We start from the raw sequence: 15,476 nt of genomic DNA, 5'->3' as shown, positions 1-15,476 counted from the left end.
GATCAGCGGGCGTAGTACTCGACGACGAGCTGCTCGTCGCAGATGACCGGAATTTCCTTGCGGTTCGGGTCACGGTCCAGGCGGAAGGCCAGGGCCTTCAGGTTCACCTGGAGGTAGCGCGGGGTCTCACCGTCGGTGTCGTAACCACCCTCGCGGGCCACCTGGAAGGGGACCTTGGTGCGGCTGCGCTCGCGGACCTGCACGACGTCGTCGGGGCGCACGCGGAACGACGGCTTGTCGACCTTGCCACCGTTGACCTCGATGTGGCCGTGGACGACCATCTGGCGGGCCTGGTAGATGGTGCGGGCGATGCCCGAACGCAGGACCAGGGCGTCGAGACGGCGCTCGAGCTCGACGACCAGCGCCTCGCCCGTCTTGCCTTCGGCCTTCTTGGCGCGGTCGTAGGCACGCGCCATCTGGCGCTCGCTGATGTCGTACTGCGCACGCAGACGCTGCTTCTCGAGCAGACGGACCTTGTAGTCCGAGTTCTGCTTGCGGCCACGGCCGTGCTCGCCCGGCGGGTAGGGGCGGGCTTCGAAGTACTTGACAGCCTTCGGCGTCAGAGCGATGCCGAGGGCACGCGACTTCTTGACCTTGGGACGCGACTGGTTAGGCACGTTCTCCAGACCTCCGTTGTAGGTTAAGTTAGGTAAGGCTTACCTTACTCAAGGAGATCGCATGTCTCGCCCTGGGAACACCACTCACGTCACGGACAGCACAGACAGCGGCAGCACACCAGAAGGTGCTGCTACGACGGAAGGCCGATCTGATCGTGGTCAGCCGCGTCCCAGCGGGCTTGAAAACACTCGGATGCCGTCAGCAGCCGAGCGCACACGAACTCTCGTACAGAGTACCTGCTCCGCGGCACTGCTCGTACCCGGGCTGGATGTGATCCCTCCCGACCTCCTGGTGCCCGACTCCAGGTACATCGGCCCCGACGGGGATCTGTTCCTCCGGTTCCCCGCCGACTCACCGGTCGTACGGGCCGCGACACACGCCCAGGGCGACGAGCTCCCCGCCGTGCTGGAGATCACCGATGTCGCACCGGTCTCCGTCCCGCACCGGATCCGCGGCCGTGCCCGGATCTTCGGCTGGCTGACCCGCGTACCGGGCCTGGCGGAGCCCGGCCGGATGATTCTCAGGCTGGAGGTCGGGGAGGCGGCGGTCGACGACCTGTGGGGCGCCGAGGCCATCGATCCCGAGGCACTGCGCGACGCGGAGGCCGATCCGCTCGTCGGCCACGAGGCCGAGCTGCTCCAGCATCTGCACGCGGCCCACAGCGAGCGGATGGAGACCTTGTCCACACTGCTCGGCGAGCGGGCCGCGGACACCCGCGCGGCCCTGCGGACCGCCGCCGTCCCGGTCGCGCTCGACCGCTTCGGTCTCCGGGTCCGGTTCGTCGAGGACGGCGGGGACTGCTTCGACGCCCGCTTCGAATTCCCGGACCCCGTACGCGATGTCGGCGAGCTGCGCCGCGCCATGCACACGCTCTTCGAAGCGGCCTCCTGCTGAGCCGGTCCCGGGGCGACCGCACCCGGCCGCCCACGGGTCACGACGACGCGGTGCCGCCCGGTTCGCCGCGGCCGAGCCGCTCACGGACGCGTTCCGCCACGTCCGCGTAGCGCGCTTCCGCGCCGTAGCGCGTGGGTTCGTAGTAGCGCTTGCCGCGCACCGCCTCCGGGGCGTACTCCTGGGCGGCGATCCCGCCGGGGACGTCGTGCGGATAGACATAGCCCTGGGCGTGGCCCAGCTTGGCGGCGCCCTTGTAGTGGCCGTCGCGCAGATGGGCGGGCACCGGGCCTGCGAGGCCCCTGCGCACATCCTCCTGCGCCGCCGAGATCGCCAGGGTGGCCGCGTTGGACTTCGGGGCGAGCGCCAGCGCGATGGTGGCGTGGCTGAGGGTGAGCGCCGCCTCCGGAAAGCCGATCATGGCTACCGCCTGGGCCGCTGCCACCGCGGTGGGCAGCGCCGTCGGATCGGCGAGCCCGATGTCCTCGCTCGCGGAGATCATCAGCCGCCGGGCGATGAACCGGGGGTCCTCACCCGCCTCGATCATCCGGGCGAGGTAGTGCAGGGCGGCATCGACGTCGGAGCCGCGGATGGACTTGATCAGGGCACTCGCCACGTCGTAGTGCTGGTCGCCGTCACGGTCGTACTTCACGGCCGCCCGGTCGACGGTCTCCTCGAGCGTGGTGAGCGTGATCTCCGGCTCGTGCTTGGCGAGGGCCGCTCCGGCCGCCGCCTCCAGCGCGGTCAGGGCGCGCCGGGCGTCACCGCCCGCGATCCGCAGCAGATGCGCCTCCGCGTCGTCGGTCAGGGTGACCGCTCCGCCCAGCCCCCGCTCGTCGGACAGGGCCCGGCGCAGCAGGGCGCGCAGATCCTCGTCGGTGAGGGGCTCCAGGGTCAGCAGCAGGGAGCGCGACAGCAGCGGCGAGATGATCGAGAAGTACGGGTTCTCCGTGGTGGCCGCGATCAGGGTCACCCAGCGGTTCTCCACGGCGGGGAGCAGGGAGTCCTGCTGGGCCTTGGAGAAGCGGTGGATCTCGTCGAGGAAGAGGACGGTCTCCTTGCCGAAGCCCCCGGTGGCGCGGCGCGCGCCCTCGATGACGGCCCGGACCTCCTTGACGCCGGCGGTGATCGCGGAGAGCTCGACGAAGCGCTTGTTGGTGGCCTTGCTGACCACGTACGCCAGGGTCGTCTTGCCGGTGCCCGGCGGCCCCCACAGGATCACGGAGGAGGGCCCTGCCGGGCCCCCGCTCCCTTCGCCGACGAGTCGGCGCAGGGGCGAGCCCTGCTTGAGCAGATGCTGCTGGCCCACGACCTCGTCGATCGTACGAGGACGCATCCGGACAGCGAGGGGGCTGCTGGACGGGTCCTTCTCCTGGCGGTCTTCGGCTGCTGCGGTAAAGAGGTCGGGCTCCACGCTCCGCAGCCTATGTCACCCCACTGACAGGACCGCCGGCTGCGTCAGCTGGTCCAGAAGTCCCACCAGCGGGTCAGGATCAGCATGCCGATGATCCCGATCCAGAGCACCGGCGGCACCCAGTGGAATTCGGTGAGGGTGTTCCGCAGCCAGGCGGGGGCGGGCAGGATGCCGTGCTTGATGTTGTGCGTGGTGACGTAGCAGAACATCAAGATCGTGGCGACCCAGGCCAGGCAGCACCACAGGCAGAGCGAGTTGATGTTGTAGAGCGACTGGTACTGGAGCCAGGTGCAGAACCCGACGCCGAACAGCGTGCCCGCGTTCAGGCCGAGCCAGTACCAGCTGCGGAAGCGCGCGCCGGCCAGGAGCGCCATGCCGATGCCGATGACGACCGAGTAGGTGGCGATGCCGAGCATCGGGTTGGGGAAGCCGAACGCCGCCGCCTGCTCGCTCTTCATGATGTTGCCGCAGGCGACGACCGGGTTCAGGCTGCAGCCCGGGGTGAAGCTGGGGTCCTCGAGCAGCTTGAACTTGTCGATCGTGATGACCCAGGCGGCGAGCAGCCCGGCCGCGCCGGTGATCACCAGCAGCAGCGCGAGCGCGCGACTGCCGCCGAAGGTCTTCGCGCCGTCGTCCTCGTCCTGCCGGGAGGAGGGGTGGTCTACCGCTGCCATCGTCATATCGCCGTTCCATCACTGAGTCGCCAGCCGGGCTTGGTCATTGTGCCGCACCACCGGTACGGCCAACCGTTCGATGAACATAAAGGTGTGCGCGAACGGGGCCCTGAATGCGGGCTCCTGGAGCCCTTCGACGCGCGGGGAGGAGCACCACCGTCGAGATCCTGCGGGGTCACCGCAGCCGCGACGGCGGAACAGTCCGTGTGCCCGACGCCGATCCACCCGCCGGTGGCGCTCCCGGATCGGCGTCGTACGGCAGGATGAATCGGCTCCCCCCGAGTTGACGGTGCGGGAGCCGGCCGGGCGGACCGGTCCTGTGCCTGCTCACCGTCCGAAGGCACGGCGGGCACCGAACGCACGTGTGCCCGCCCGGGCGGACCGGGCGGGCACAGGTGAACTCGGAGGGACTCGGCCGATCAGGCCAGCCTGGCCTGCACCGCGGCCACGAGCTCGTCGAGCGCCACCGCCTGCTGCTCGCCCGACTCCATGTCCTTGAGCTGGACCGTGCCCTCGGCGAGGTCGCGCTCGCCGGCCACGATCGTGAAGCGGGCACCGGAGCGGTTCGCACTCTTCATCGCACCCTTGAGGCCCCGGCCGCCGAACGCGAAGTCGGTGGCGACACCTGCCCTGCGCAACTCGGTGACCAGGCCGAAGAGCACGCGACGGGCCTCCTCGCCGAGCGGTACCGCGTACACGCTGGTGGTGGCGGGGACGGCGAGCTCGATGCCCTCCGCCTCCAGTGCGAGCACCGTACGGTCCACGCCGAGCGCCCAGCCGACGGACGGCAGCGCGGGGCCGCCGATCATCTCGGACAGCCCGTCGTAGCGGCCGCCGCCGCCCACTGCGGACTGGGAGCCCAGACCGTCGTGGACGAACTCGAAGGTCGTGCGCGTGTAGTAGTCGAGGCCTCGGACCAGCTTCTCGTCGTCCTCGTACACCACTCCGGCCGCCGTCAGCAGGTCGCGGACCTCCTCGTGGTACGCCTTGCAGGCGTCGCACAGGAAGTCGCGCAGCTTGGGCGCGCCGGTCAGCTGCTTCTGCACGTCGGGCCGCTTGTCGTCGAGGACGCGGAGCGGGTTGATCTCGATGCGGCGGCGGGTCTCCTCGTCCAGGTCGAGGTCGCGCAGGAAGGTCTGGAGCGCCTCCCGGTAGACGGGGCGGCACTCCTTGTCGCCCAGCGAGTTCAGCAGGATCCGGAACTGCGCGAGGCCCAGCGAGCGGTACGCCTGGTCGGCCAGGATGATCAGCTCGGCGTCCAGCGCCGGGTCCTCGGTGCCGATGGCTTCGGCGCCGACCTGCGAGAAGTGCCTGTAACGGCCCTTCTGCGGGCGCTCGTAGCGGTAGTACGAGCCGGAGTACCAGAGCTTGACGGGGAGGTTGCCGGCCTTGTGGAGGTTGGCCTCCAGTGCGGCGCGCAGCACCGAGGCGGTGCCCTCCGGGCGCAGCGCGAGCTTGTCGCCGCCCTTGGTCTCGAAGGCGTACATCTCCTTGGACACGATGTCGGTGGACTCACCGACTCCGCGGGCGAACAGGGCGACGTCCTCGAATCCGGGCGTCTCGATGTAGCCGTAGCCGGAGTTCTTCAGGGGTGCCGAGATCGCCGCGCGCACCGCGAGGTACTTCGCGGAGTCCGGCGGGATCAGGTCGTACGTGCCCTTGGGGGCCTGGAAGGTACTCACAGGAACTTCTCTCGTCACATTCCTCGGCGGGGCGCGTCCATGCCGTGCAGGTACGGGTTGGAGGCGCGCTCGCGGCCGATGGTCGTCTGGGGGCCGTGGCCGGACAGCACCACGGTCGAGTCGTCGAGCGGCAGGCACACACGGGCCAGCGACTCGAGCAGCTCGGCGTGGTCGCCGCCGGGCAGGTCGGTGCGTCCGACGGAGCCGGCGAAGAGCAGGTCGCCCGAGAAGAGGACCTGCGGAACGTCCGCGGTCTCGGGCATCCTGAACGTCACCGACCCCTTGGTATGGCCGGGCGCGTGCGAGACGCCGAACTCCAGGCCCGCCAGCTTCAGCAGGGCGCCGTCGGTCAGCTCCTTGACGTCGTCCGGCTCGCCCACGGTCAGCTCACCCATGAGCGGCATCCCGATGGAACGGCCCAGCGCCTTCTCCGGATCGCTCATCATGTACCGGTCCTCGGGGTGGATCCAGGCGGGGACGTCATGGGCGCCGCACACGGGGACGACCGAGGCCACATGGTCGATGTGGCCGTGGGTGAGCACGACGGCGACGGGCTTGAGCCGATGCTTCTTCAGCGCTTCCTCGACGCCCTGGGCGGCCTGGTGGCCCGGGTCGATGATCACGCATTCCTCACCTGCGGCGGGGGCGACCAGGTAGCAATTGGTCCCCCAGGCCCCGGCGGGGAACCCGGCAATAAGCACGATCGTCCTTAGTGTTCGTCCGACGGGAGAGGGCTGTGGAGACGGATACGGCAGATCAGAGCCTACCGGCGCTCCTCATTCCACAGCTAACCCATATACGGTACGGGGCAACCCAGGCCGGATTACACGACGTACAAGGAGACCAACCGGTGGTCAGCAGCGATCAGCGGCGGCGGCAGCTCGCCCGGGAGAAGTTCGAGCGGCAGCAGCAGCGCCGGGAGGAAGCGCGCCGGAAGACCAGGCGCCTTGCCGTGATCATCGTGTCGGCTGTGGCCGTGGTGGCGGTCATCGGCGCGGGCGCCTACGTCTCCCGGGACGGCGACGACACGAAGGACTCCGCGGATGCGGCGGCGAGCGCGAGCCCGACGCCCTCTCCCTCGGAGAGCGAGAGCAAGGCTCCCGAGCCCGCGATGAAGATCGACAAAAAAGCGAAGTACTCGATGTCGCTGAAGACGAGCCAGGGCGACATAGCGATCGCGATGGACGCGGCGAAGACCCCGCACACCACGAATTCGTTCAAGGCCCTTGCGGACAAGGGGTACTTCGACAGCACGAAGTGTCACCGCCTGACCACGGAGGGCATTTTCGTCCTGCAGTGCGGTGACCCCAAGGGAGACGGAACGGGCGGTCCCGGCTACACGATCCCGGACGAGAACCTGACCGCGCTCGGCAAGGCGGGCGACGACGGGGCGGTGACGTATCCGGCGGGCACCGTCGCGATGGCGAACACCGGCCAGCCGGGCACGGGCGGCAGCCAGTTCTTCCTCGTCTACAAGGACACCAAACTGCCGCCCAGCTACACGCCGTTCGGCACCATGGACGATGCCGGTCTGAAGGCCGTCAAGAAGATCGCCGCGGCGGGCGTCACCGGTGGGGCGGCCGACGGTGCTCCGAAGAAGGCGGTCACGGTCGAGAAGGCGACGGTCGACAAGGCCTGACCGGCCGGGCGGCCGGCCGGCCCCCGTCACTCGGCGCGGGCGGAGAATTTCGGCCGCGCTGAGTGCGGACAGCCGGGCGGCCGGTCGCCTAGATTGGCGTTGTGCAGGGCGGGCGCTGCCCGCCCCAGGAAACTGTGGACGATGTCCGGGGGGCGAACCCCCTCGTAGGCATCAGGTGGAGGAGGCGCTGTGAGCAGCGACCCGTGGGGCCGTGTCGATGAGACGGGCACCGTGTACGTGCGTACGGCCGAGGGCGAGCAGGTCGTCGGATCGTGGCAGGCCGGTTCCCCCGAGGAGGCACTGGCCTATTTCGAGCGCAAGTACGAGGGCTTGGTGGTCGAGATCGGCCTCCTCGAGCGGCGGGTGAAGACCACCGATCTGTCGGCGAAGGATGCGACGGCGGCGATCGAGCATCTGCGTCAGCAGGTCGACGAGCACCACGCCGTCGGCGACCTCGCGGCGCTCGGCAAGCGGCTGGACTCCCTCGTCGCGACCGTCGACTCACGGCGGGAGGAGCGCAAGGTCCAGAAGGCGAAGCAGACCGACGAGGCGCGCCACGCCAAGGAGGCGCTCGTCGTCGAGGCCGAGGAGCTGGCCCAGAGCGAGCAGTGGCGGTCCGCGGGTGAGCGGCTGCGGGCGCTCGTCGACACGTGGAAGGGCCTGCCGCGGCTCGACCGCAAGTCGGACGACGAGCTGTGGCACCGCTTCTCGCATGCCCGGTCGGCGTTCTCGAAGCGCCGCAAGGCGCACTTCGCCTCGCTGGACGCCCAGCGCGAGGAGGCCCGCAAGGTCAAGGAGAAGCTGGTCGCGGAGGCCGAGTCGCTCTCCGGTTCCACCGACTGGGGCACGACGGCCGCCCGTTACCGCGACCTGATGACCGAGTGGAAGGCCGCGGGCCGCGCCCAGCGCGAGTCCGAGGACGATCTGTGGAACCGCTTCCGCGGCGCCCAGGACGTCTTCTTCGCGGCGCGCAGCGGGGTCTTCGCGGAGCGTGACGCGGAGCAGGGCGAGAACCTCAAGCTGAAGGAGGAGCTCGTCGTCGAGGCCGAGAAGCTGGTGCCGGTGACGGATCTGAAGGCGGCCAGGGCCGCGTTCCGCTCCGTCAACGAGCGCTGGGAGGCCATCGGCCATGTCCCGCGTGACGCCCGCCCGAAGGTCGAGGGCCGGATGCACGCGGTGGAGAAGGCGCTCCAGGAGGCCGAGGAGTCCGAGTGGCGCCGGACGAACCCTGAGGCGCGGGCCCGCGCCGAGGGTCTGACCGGTCAGCTCCAGGCCGCCGTCGACAAGCTGCGTACGCAGATCGACACGGCGCGCGCCTCGGGCAACAACGCCCGGGCGGACAAGCTGTCCCGCGAGCTCGAGGGCCGGCAGGCGCTGCTGGACCAGGCGCTGAAGGGCCTGGAGGAGTTCGGCGGCTGACAAGCCGGGTTCCGTCGTACGAGAGGGGCTCCTGTACGTGTCACGTACAGGAGCCCCTCTCGTACGTCCGCGCTACGGCCGGCGGGCCGAGGTGACCCGGTAGACGTCGTACACGCCCTCGACGCCCCGTACGGCCTTCAGGACGTGGCCGAGGTGCTTGGGGTCGCCCATCTCGAAGGTGAAGCGCGAGGTGGCCACCCGGTCGCGGGACGTCTGCACGGCCGCCGACAGGATGTTGACGTGCTGGTCGGACAGGACCCGCGTGACGTCGGAGAGCAGCCTCGACCGGTCCAGTGCCTCGACCTGGATGGCGACGAGGAACACCGACGACTGGGTCGGCGCCCACTCGACCTCGAGGATCCGCTCCGGCTGCTGCGACAGCGAGTCGACGTTGACGCAGTCGGCGCGGTGCACGGAGACACCGCTGCCGCGGGTCACGAAACCGATGATCGGGTCACCGGGCACGGGGGTGCAGCAGCGGGCCAGTTTGACCCAGACGTCCTCGACGCCCTTGACGACCACACCCGGATCCGCCTTGGCACGGCGCTTGTTGCGGCCGTGGGAGGGCGGCGAGCTCTCCGCGAGGTCCTCGTTGGCGGCGTCCTCGCCGCCGAGCGCCTGGACCAGCTTCTGGACGACGCCTGCCGCCGCCACGTGCCCCTCGCCGATCGCCGCGTACAGCGACGAGATGTCGGGGTAGCGCATCTCGTGGGCGAGGGTGACCAGGGAGTCGCCCGTGAGGATCCGCTGGATCGGCAGGTTCTGCTTGCGCATGGCCCGCGCGATGGAGTCCTTGCCCTGCTCGATCGCCTCGTCGCGGCGCTCCTTGGAGAACCACGCACGGATCTTGTTGCGCGCCCGCGGCGACTTGACGAATCCGAGCCAGTCCCGGGAGGGTCCGGCGCCGGCCGCCTTGGAGGTGAAGACCTCGACCAGGTCGCCGTTGTCGAGCGTCGACTCGAGCGGTACGAGCCGCCCGTTGACCCGTGCTCCTATGGTCCGGTGGCCGACCTCCGTATGGACGGCGTACGCGAAGTCGACCGGGGTCGCACCCGCGGGCAGCGCTATGACGTCGCCCTTGGGTGTGAAGACGAAGACCTCGTTGCGCGAGAGGTCGAAGCGCAGGGACTCCAGGAACTCGCTGGGGTCCTCGGTCTCCTTCTGCCAGTCCAGGAGCTGGCGCAGCCACGCCATGTCGTTGACGGTGTCCTGGCCGCGGCCGGTGTTCTTGGGTACGTCGGTGCGCACCTTGGAGGCGCCCGCCGAGGGCTCCTGCTTGTACTTCCAGTGCGCGGCGATGCCGTACTCGGCGCGGCGGTGCATGTCGAACGTACGGATCTGGAGCTCGACGGGCTTGCCGCTGGGGCCGATCACCGTGGTGTGCAGTGACTGGTACATGTTGAACTTCGGCATCGCGATGTAGTCCTTGAACCGGCCGGGGACCGGGTTCCATCGCGCGTGCACGGTGCCGAGCGCCGCGTAGCAGTCGCGGACCGTGTCGACGAGGACACGGATGCCCACCAGGTCGTAGATCTCGGCGAAGTCCCGGCCTCGCACGATCATCTTCTGGTAGACGCTGTAGTAGTGCTTCGGCCTTCCGGTGACGGTGGCCTTGATCCGGGCGGCGCGCAGGTCGGACTGGACCTCGTCGGTCACTATGGCGAGGTACTCGTCGCGCTTGGGCGCGCGCTCGGCGACGAGGCGGACGATCTCGTCGTACATCTTCGGGTAGAGGATCGCGAAGGCGAGGTCCTCCAGCTCCCACTTGATGGTGTTCATGCCCAGGCGGTGAGCCAGGGGCGCGTAGATCTCAAGGGTCTCGCGGGCCTTCTTCTCCTGCTTCTCCCGCTTGAGGTAGCGCATGGTGCGCATGTTGTGGAGGCGGTCGGCCAGCTTGATGACGAGGACCCTGGGGTCCTTGGCCATGGCGACGACCATCTTGCGCACGGTCTCGGCCTGCGCGGCCTCGCCGAACTTGACCTTGTCGAGCTTGGTGACGCCGTCCACGAGGAGCGCGACCTGGTCGCCGAAGTCCTTGCGCAGCGTGTCCAGGCCGTACTCGGTGTCCTCGACCGTGTCGTGCAGCAGTCCGGCCATCAGCGTCGCCGGGTCCATGCCGAGCTCGGCGAGGATCGTCGTGACGGCGAGCGGATGGGTGATGTACGGGTCGCCGCTCTTGCGCTTCTGGCCGCGGTGCCAGCGTTCGGCGACCTGGTAGGCGCGCTCGATCTGGCGCAGCGTGGCGCTCTCGATCTTGGGGTCGTTGCTGCGGACCGTGCGCAGCAGCGGTTCGAGGACCGGGTTGTACGGGCTGGAGCGCTGCACACCGAGCCGGGCGAGCCTGGCCCGGACACGGTTGGAGGAACCACCGGAGCGGGTCGGCGGGGCGGGCGGGGTGGCGGCCGGCTTGGCCGGGGGCTTCGCTGCGGGAGGCGTCACGGCCGGGGGCTTCGCGGCCGGGGCGGGTGCCGCCGGGGGTGCGGGTGTCTTCGGGGCAGCCTGCGCGGACCCGGCGGAGGGTGCGGGCTCGGCATCCGGCTCGGTCGGGGGCGCCGGGGGCGCCGCCTTCACGCCGGGGGGAGGCGTCGGCTTCGCCGTCACAGGTGCGGCAGGTGTTTCGGAGGCTGTGCCCCGGTCCTGGTCCGCGTCGTCCACGGGCTCGCGCTCGCCGGGCTCCGGCTCCTGCGCGCGCTTCGCCTCCTCGGGCGTGGCGGGGTCCGCAGCGGGCTCGTCGGGCTGCGGGGCGGCGACTGGCTGGGCCTCGTCTGGCAAGTGCGCTCCTTGTGCGGATCCGGGCTACCCGGAAAGCCCATGGTATCGATCCCCGGGCCGGTCCTCGCCCGGGGACCGTGGAACCCGTCACGACGCAGGACGGGCACCCGGGTGTCCCGGGTGCCCGTCCTGTGTGACCGGCTGCTGCCGTTACGGCTGCGCAGCGCCGCTCAGAGCGTGATCAGCGCCTCCAGCGGGGCGCCGCGCAGGGCTCCCTCGAGACGTGCACGGCCGGCGAGGAAGCCGAGTTCCATGAGGACCGCCACACCCGCGACCTGGGCACCGGCCCGCCGGATCAGCTCCAGCGAGGCCTCGGCGGTGCCGCCGGTGGCCAGGACGTCGTCGATGACCATGATCCGGTCGTCGGCCGACAGGTCCTCGGCGTGGATCTCGATCTCCGCCGTGCCGTACTCCAGCTCGTACGCCTGCCCGAGCGTGGCACCGGGCAGCTTCCCGGCCTTGCGGACGGGTACGAAGCCGAGCCCGGACTTGACGGCGACGGGCGCCGCCAGGATGAAACCGCGCGCCTCGAGGCCGACGACCTTGGTGGCCCCGTACCGGACGCACAGCTCCACGAGGGAGTCGGTGAGCGCCGTGAAGGCGACCGGGTCCGCGAGCAGCGGGGTGATGTCCTTGAACACCACTCCGGGCTTCGGATAGTCCTGTACGTCGCGGATCCGGCTGAGCAGGAGCTCCCGGGTCGACTCGGTGGTGCTGGTCATCGACGCTTCCCCGGAGTCCGTCCGTGGCCCCTGGGCTGCTGGCGCTGTCCGACGACGGCGCCGGCGGCTGCGGCGTCCTCCGAGAAGCCGTCCTCCTGCGCGCGGTCGTCCCGCTCGTCCTCGACGGACTCGCCCTTGGCGGCTGCGGCAGCCCGCTTGGCGAGGATCCGCTTCTTCAGCGCCTTCATCTGCGGTTCGCGTTCCTTGAGGTCGGCGACCAGCGGTGTGGCGATGAAGATCGAGGAGTACGCACCGGCCGCGAGGCCGACGAAGAGCGACAGCGAGATGTCGTTCAGCATGCCGGCGCCGAGGACACCGCCACCGATGAAGAGCAGGCCGGCGACCGGCAGCAGCGCGACGACGGTGGTGTTGATGGACCGGACCAGCGTGCTGTTGATGGACCGGTTGGCGACCTCGCTGTACGTCCAGCGGGTCTGCTTGGTGATCCCCTTCTGGCCCTCCTTGAGGCTGTCGAAGACGACGACAGTGTCGTAGAGGGAGTAACCGAGGATCGTCAGCAGACCGATCACGGTGCCCGGGGTGACCTCGAAGCCGACCAGGGCGTAGATACCGACCGTGATCGTGATGTCGTGGATCAGTGCGACGAGGGCCGCGAGGGCCATGCGCCATTCGAAGGCGATGGCCAGGTAGATCACCACGAGGACCATGAAGATGCCGAGGCCTGTCCAGGCCTTGTTGGCGATCTGCTCACCCCAGCTGGGGCCGACCAGGTCCGCGTTGATCTTCGCCTCGGGAATGCCGAGGTCCTCCGACAGCTGCGTCTTGACCTCGTTGGCCTTGGCGGTGTCGACCTCGGTGATCTGGATACGCATGTTGCCGTCGCCCAGTTCCTGGACGATCGCCTCGTGGCCCGAGGCCTCGACCGCGCTCTCGTGGGCCTGGGAGACCGAGGCCTTGGGCTTCTCGTCGGTCGTGAAGACCGCGCCGCCCTTGAACTCGATGCCCATGTTCAGACCGCTGACCGCGAGGCCCAGGATGGCCGTGATCGTGATCAGGATCGAGACGCCGTACCAGATCTTGCGCTTGCCGATGAAGTCGTAACCGACCTCGCCACGGTAGAGCCGGGCGCCGAGATTGCCGAGTCGCGACATCTCACGCCTCCTTCGGGTGGTCGGTGGGGGCGTTGACACGGCGCGAGCGGCGCAGCGGCGGCTTGGCGCCGAGCCGCTTCGGGTCCAGCCCGGACCACGGGTGACCGCTGGCGAAGAACTTCGTCCGGCCCATCAGGGTCATGAGGGGCTTGGTGAAGAGGAACACCACGACGACGTCGAGCAGGGTCGTCAGGCCGAGCGTGAACGCGAAGCCCTGGACCTTGCCGACGGTGACCAGGAAGAGCACCGCGGCGGCGAGGAACGACACGAAGTCGGAGACCAGGATCGTGCGCCGGGCACGCGGCCAGGCACGCTCGATCGCCGGACGCAGCGTGCGGCCTTCGCGGATCTCGTCACGGACACGTTCGAAGTACACGATGAACGAGTCCGCGGTGATACCGATCGCCACGATGGCTCCACAGACCGCGGGCAGGTTCAGCGCGAAGCCGATGGCCGGGCCGAGCAGGGCCATGATCGTGTAGGTCAGGACGCCGGACACCGCGAGGCTGAGGAGCGCGATGAGCGCCAGGCCGCGGTAGTAGGCCACCAGGTAGATGACGACCAGTGCCAGACCGATGGCACCGGCGATCAGACCGGCCTTCAGTTGCTCGCCACCGAGCGCGGCGGTGACGGTGGTGACGCTCTGCTCCTGGAAGGAGAGCGGGAGCGCACCGTAGGAGAGCACGTTGGCCAGGTCCTCGGCGGACTGCTGGGTGAAGCTGCCGGAGATCTCGGCGCTGCCGCTGAGGGTCTCGTTCACCTGCGGCGCGGAGACGACCTCACCGTCGAGGGAGATCGCGAACTGGTTCATCGGGGACTGCTGGGTCGACAGCTTCTTCGTGATCGTCTGGAACTTCTTGGAGCCCTTGTCGGTGAACTCCATCGAGACGAGCCAGATGCCGCGCTGCTGGTCGAACTGGGCCTTGGCGTCGTCGACGTCCGTACCGGAGACCTCGGCCGGGCCGAGGAGGTACTTCGCGTCACCTTCGGAGCTGCACGCGACCGTGGGGTCCTCGGGCTTGACGCCTTCACCGGCCTTGGCACGGGCGGCCTTGTCCGAGCAGTCCAGCTCGGTGAACTTCTTCTCCAGCGCGGCGGTCGCCGCGTCGGGCGTCGGCGTCGCGGCCGGGGTCTCGGACGTCTTCGCGCTGTCCGAGGCACCGGGGGTCGGCGTCGCGTCCTTCTTCAGGGCGCCGGTGACCGCACGCCCCTGGGTGGTGGCGCTCGCCGAGGGCGTGCTCTTCGGATCGGAGGCAGTGTCCGGGTCGCTCGCCTTCGCGCTGGGCGTGGCGCTCGCCTTGCCGGTACCGCTCGCGGAAGGGCTGGCGGACCCGGTGGGCGTCGGTTCGCCGCCGGTGACGGTGAGCACGGGCCGGAAGTAGAGCTGGGCAGTCGTGCCGACCTGCTCCTGCGCCTGCTTCGAGTTCGTCCCCTTGGGGATGTTGACGATGATGTTGCGATCGCCCTGGGTCTGAACCTCGGCCTCGGAAACACCAAGACCATTGACGCGGCGTTCGATGATGCTGACCGCCGTGGCCATGTTGGTCTTGTTGATCGCGTTCGGCTTACCGGGCTGGTTCTTGGCCTCGAGCGTGATCGAGGTGCCACCCGCCAGGTCGATACCAAGCCTGGGCGTGGTGTGACCGGACAAGAACATCCCGCCGGTGAGCGCGACCATGGCGATCAGAATGAAAGCCAGGGCACGCCCCGGCCTGCTCTGACCGCCGGCCGGCCCTCGGCCCTTCTTCGGTGCTGCCACCTTCTCGTTTCTCCCTGTCCAACCGCCCCGCGCCGGGTACGCGCCCGAGCGGCCACGAAGTGTTGTGGGGACCCGCCCCCGCAGAAGACCGCACGGTCCGGGGGACGCCGGTCACCTGTAGGTGTCCGGCGCCCCTGGATCGTGGAACTACTTCGCGTCGCCCTCGCCGTCGGCCTTGGCGTCCTTGACCTCGGAGTCCTTGGACCCGTCGGCGTCGCCCTCGGCCTTCTTGCCCAGGTCGATCTTCGCGTCGTCGGCCGCTTCCGTGTCCGCGTCGGCGGTCTCGGAGGCGGTCAGCGAGGAGGCGTCGTCGGGCACGACCGCGCCGTCGACCTTCAGGTCCTCGTCGTCACCGTGGACGATGCGGTTGTACTCCGCGTCGTCGAGGACGGCGCCGATCGAGTTCTTGGCGTAGATGGCGTGGACGCCGGGAGCGACCTCGAGGAGAACCGTGTCGTCCTGGATCTCCTTGACGGTGGCGTACATGCCCCCGATCGTCCGGACGCCCGTGCCGGGCTGCATGTCGTTGCGCATCTGCGCAGCCGCCTGCTGCTTCTTCTTGGCGGACCGGGTCATCAGGAACATGGCCCCGATGAGCACGATGAAGGGGAGGAGGGTCACGAGACTCACGGGACGGAACTTCCTTCGCACGACCGCGCTGAAATGCGGCCTGATCTACGGGGGTGGGTACACCGACCTGTACGGGCGGCATCGGCGGAGTCTAAGCGAGTCCGCATCATTGGAACAACGCCCAGCATGGCACCGTGGTTCCCC

13 protein-coding genes are annotated in these 15,476 nt (G+C 69.4%); 3 read left to right on the top strand and 10 right to left on the bottom strand.

Going from position 1 to position 15,476, the window contains the following annotated elements:
• Positions 1-2: 2 nt before the first annotated feature.
• Positions 3-617 (bottom strand): 30S ribosomal protein S4, encoded by a 615-nt coding sequence (gene rpsD / locus ACFQ6X_RS20315; RefSeq protein ID WP_015607373.1) that lies wholly within the window; start codon positions 615-617, stop codon positions 3-5.
• Between the two features lie 193 nt (positions 618-810).
• On the opposite strand from rpsD, the gene ACFQ6X_RS20310 reads away from it, so the two are divergent.
• Positions 811-1,512 (top strand): DUF2470 domain-containing protein, encoded by a 702-nt coding sequence (locus ACFQ6X_RS20310; protein ID WP_383183283.1) that lies wholly within the window; start codon positions 811-813, stop codon positions 1,510-1,512.
• A 37-nt stretch (positions 1,513-1,549) separates the two neighbouring features.
• Here ACFQ6X_RS20310 and ACFQ6X_RS20305 read toward each other — a convergent pair whose 3' ends face one another.
• From ACFQ6X_RS20305 to ACFQ6X_RS20290, 4 genes are all read right to left on the bottom strand, one after another.
• Positions 1,550-2,923, bottom strand: a complete 1,374-nt coding sequence (locus ACFQ6X_RS20305; RefSeq protein ID WP_383183281.1) for a replication-associated recombination protein A — start codon at positions 2,921-2,923, stop codon at positions 1,550-1,552.
• Positions 2,924-2,967: 44 nt separating this feature from the next.
• Positions 2,968-3,603 (bottom strand): vitamin K epoxide reductase family protein, encoded by a 636-nt coding sequence (locus ACFQ6X_RS20300; protein WP_383183279.1) that lies wholly within the window; start codon positions 3,601-3,603, stop codon positions 2,968-2,970.
• A 413-nt stretch (positions 3,604-4,016) separates the two neighbouring features.
• Positions 4,017-5,279: a histidine--tRNA ligase gene (gene hisS / locus ACFQ6X_RS20295; protein ID WP_383183277.1), complete on the bottom strand. Its 1,263-nt coding sequence runs from the start codon at positions 5,277-5,279 to the stop codon at positions 4,017-4,019.
• 14 nt (positions 5,280-5,293) lie between these two features.
• Positions 5,294-5,980, bottom strand: a complete 687-nt coding sequence (locus ACFQ6X_RS20290; RefSeq protein WP_383183275.1) for an MBL fold metallo-hydrolase — start codon at positions 5,978-5,980, stop codon at positions 5,294-5,296.
• Between the two features lie 149 nt (positions 5,981-6,129).
• Here ACFQ6X_RS20290 and ACFQ6X_RS20285 point away from each other — a divergent pair, with 149 nt between their 5' ends.
• Positions 6,130-6,918, top strand: coding sequence for a peptidylprolyl isomerase (locus ACFQ6X_RS20285; protein WP_383183273.1), 789 nt, complete (start codon positions 6,130-6,132; stop codon positions 6,916-6,918).
• Positions 6,919-7,107: 189 nt separating this feature from the next.
• The gene (locus ACFQ6X_RS20280) at positions 7,108-8,337 is read left to right on the top strand and encodes a DUF349 domain-containing protein (protein ID WP_329212917.1); all 1,230 of its coding nucleotides are present in this window, start codon (positions 7,108-7,110) and stop codon (positions 8,335-8,337) included.
• 72 nt (positions 8,338-8,409) lie between these two features.
• On the opposite strand, the gene ACFQ6X_RS20275 is transcribed toward ACFQ6X_RS20280, so the two are convergent.
• The 5 genes from ACFQ6X_RS20275 to yajC form a co-directional block, all read right to left on the bottom strand.
• The gene (locus ACFQ6X_RS20275; protein WP_383183444.1) at positions 8,410-10,908 is read right to left on the bottom strand and encodes a RelA/SpoT family protein; all 2,499 of its coding nucleotides are present in this window, start codon (positions 10,906-10,908) and stop codon (positions 8,410-8,412) included.
• Positions 10,909-11,279: 371 nt separating this feature from the next.
• Positions 11,280-11,831, bottom strand: a complete 552-nt coding sequence (locus ACFQ6X_RS20270) for an adenine phosphoribosyltransferase (protein ID WP_383183271.1) — start codon at positions 11,829-11,831, stop codon at positions 11,280-11,282.
• Complete coding sequence (gene secF / locus ACFQ6X_RS20265) at positions 11,828-12,943, bottom strand: protein translocase subunit SecF (protein ID WP_383183269.1); 1,116 nt, start codon at positions 12,941-12,943, stop codon at positions 11,828-11,830. Before secF ends, ACFQ6X_RS20270 begins: the two co-directional genes overlap by 4 nt.
• 1 nt (position 12,944) lies before the next feature.
• Entirely contained in the window at positions 12,945-14,702 is a 1,758-nt protein-coding gene (gene secD, locus ACFQ6X_RS20260; RefSeq protein WP_383183267.1) for a protein translocase subunit SecD, read from the bottom strand.
• Positions 14,703-14,849: 147 nt separating this feature from the next.
• Positions 14,850-15,332: a preprotein translocase subunit YajC gene (gene yajC, locus ACFQ6X_RS20255; protein ID WP_383183265.1), complete on the bottom strand. Its 483-nt coding sequence runs from the start codon at positions 15,330-15,332 to the stop codon at positions 14,850-14,852.
• Between the last annotated feature and the right edge of the window lie 144 nt (positions 15,333-15,476).

This window comes from Streptomyces sp. NPDC056452 (genome assembly GCF_042796085.1).
Lineage (GTDB): Bacteria > Actinomycetota > Actinomycetes > Streptomycetales > Streptomycetaceae > Streptomyces.
This window is presented reverse-complemented; position numbering and strand designations above follow the sequence as displayed.

What these genes read in the sequence shown, in the direction of transcription:
- ACFQ6X_RS20310 (WP_383183283.1), top strand. Translation starts at nt 811, where the DNA reads ATGCCGTCAGCAGCCGAGCGCACACGAACTCTCGTACAGAGTACCTGC.
- ACFQ6X_RS20300 (WP_383183279.1), bottom strand. Translation starts at nt 3,603, where the DNA reads ATGACGATGGCAGCGGTAGACCACCCCTCCTCCCGGCAGGACGAGGAC.
- ACFQ6X_RS20270 (WP_383183271.1), bottom strand. Translation starts at nt 11,831, where the DNA reads ATGACCAGCACCACCGAGTCGACCCGGGAGCTCCTGCTCAGCCGGATC.
- secF (WP_383183269.1), bottom strand. Translation starts at nt 12,943, where the DNA reads ATGTCGCGACTCGGCAATCTCGGCGCCCGGCTCTACCGTGGCGAGGTC.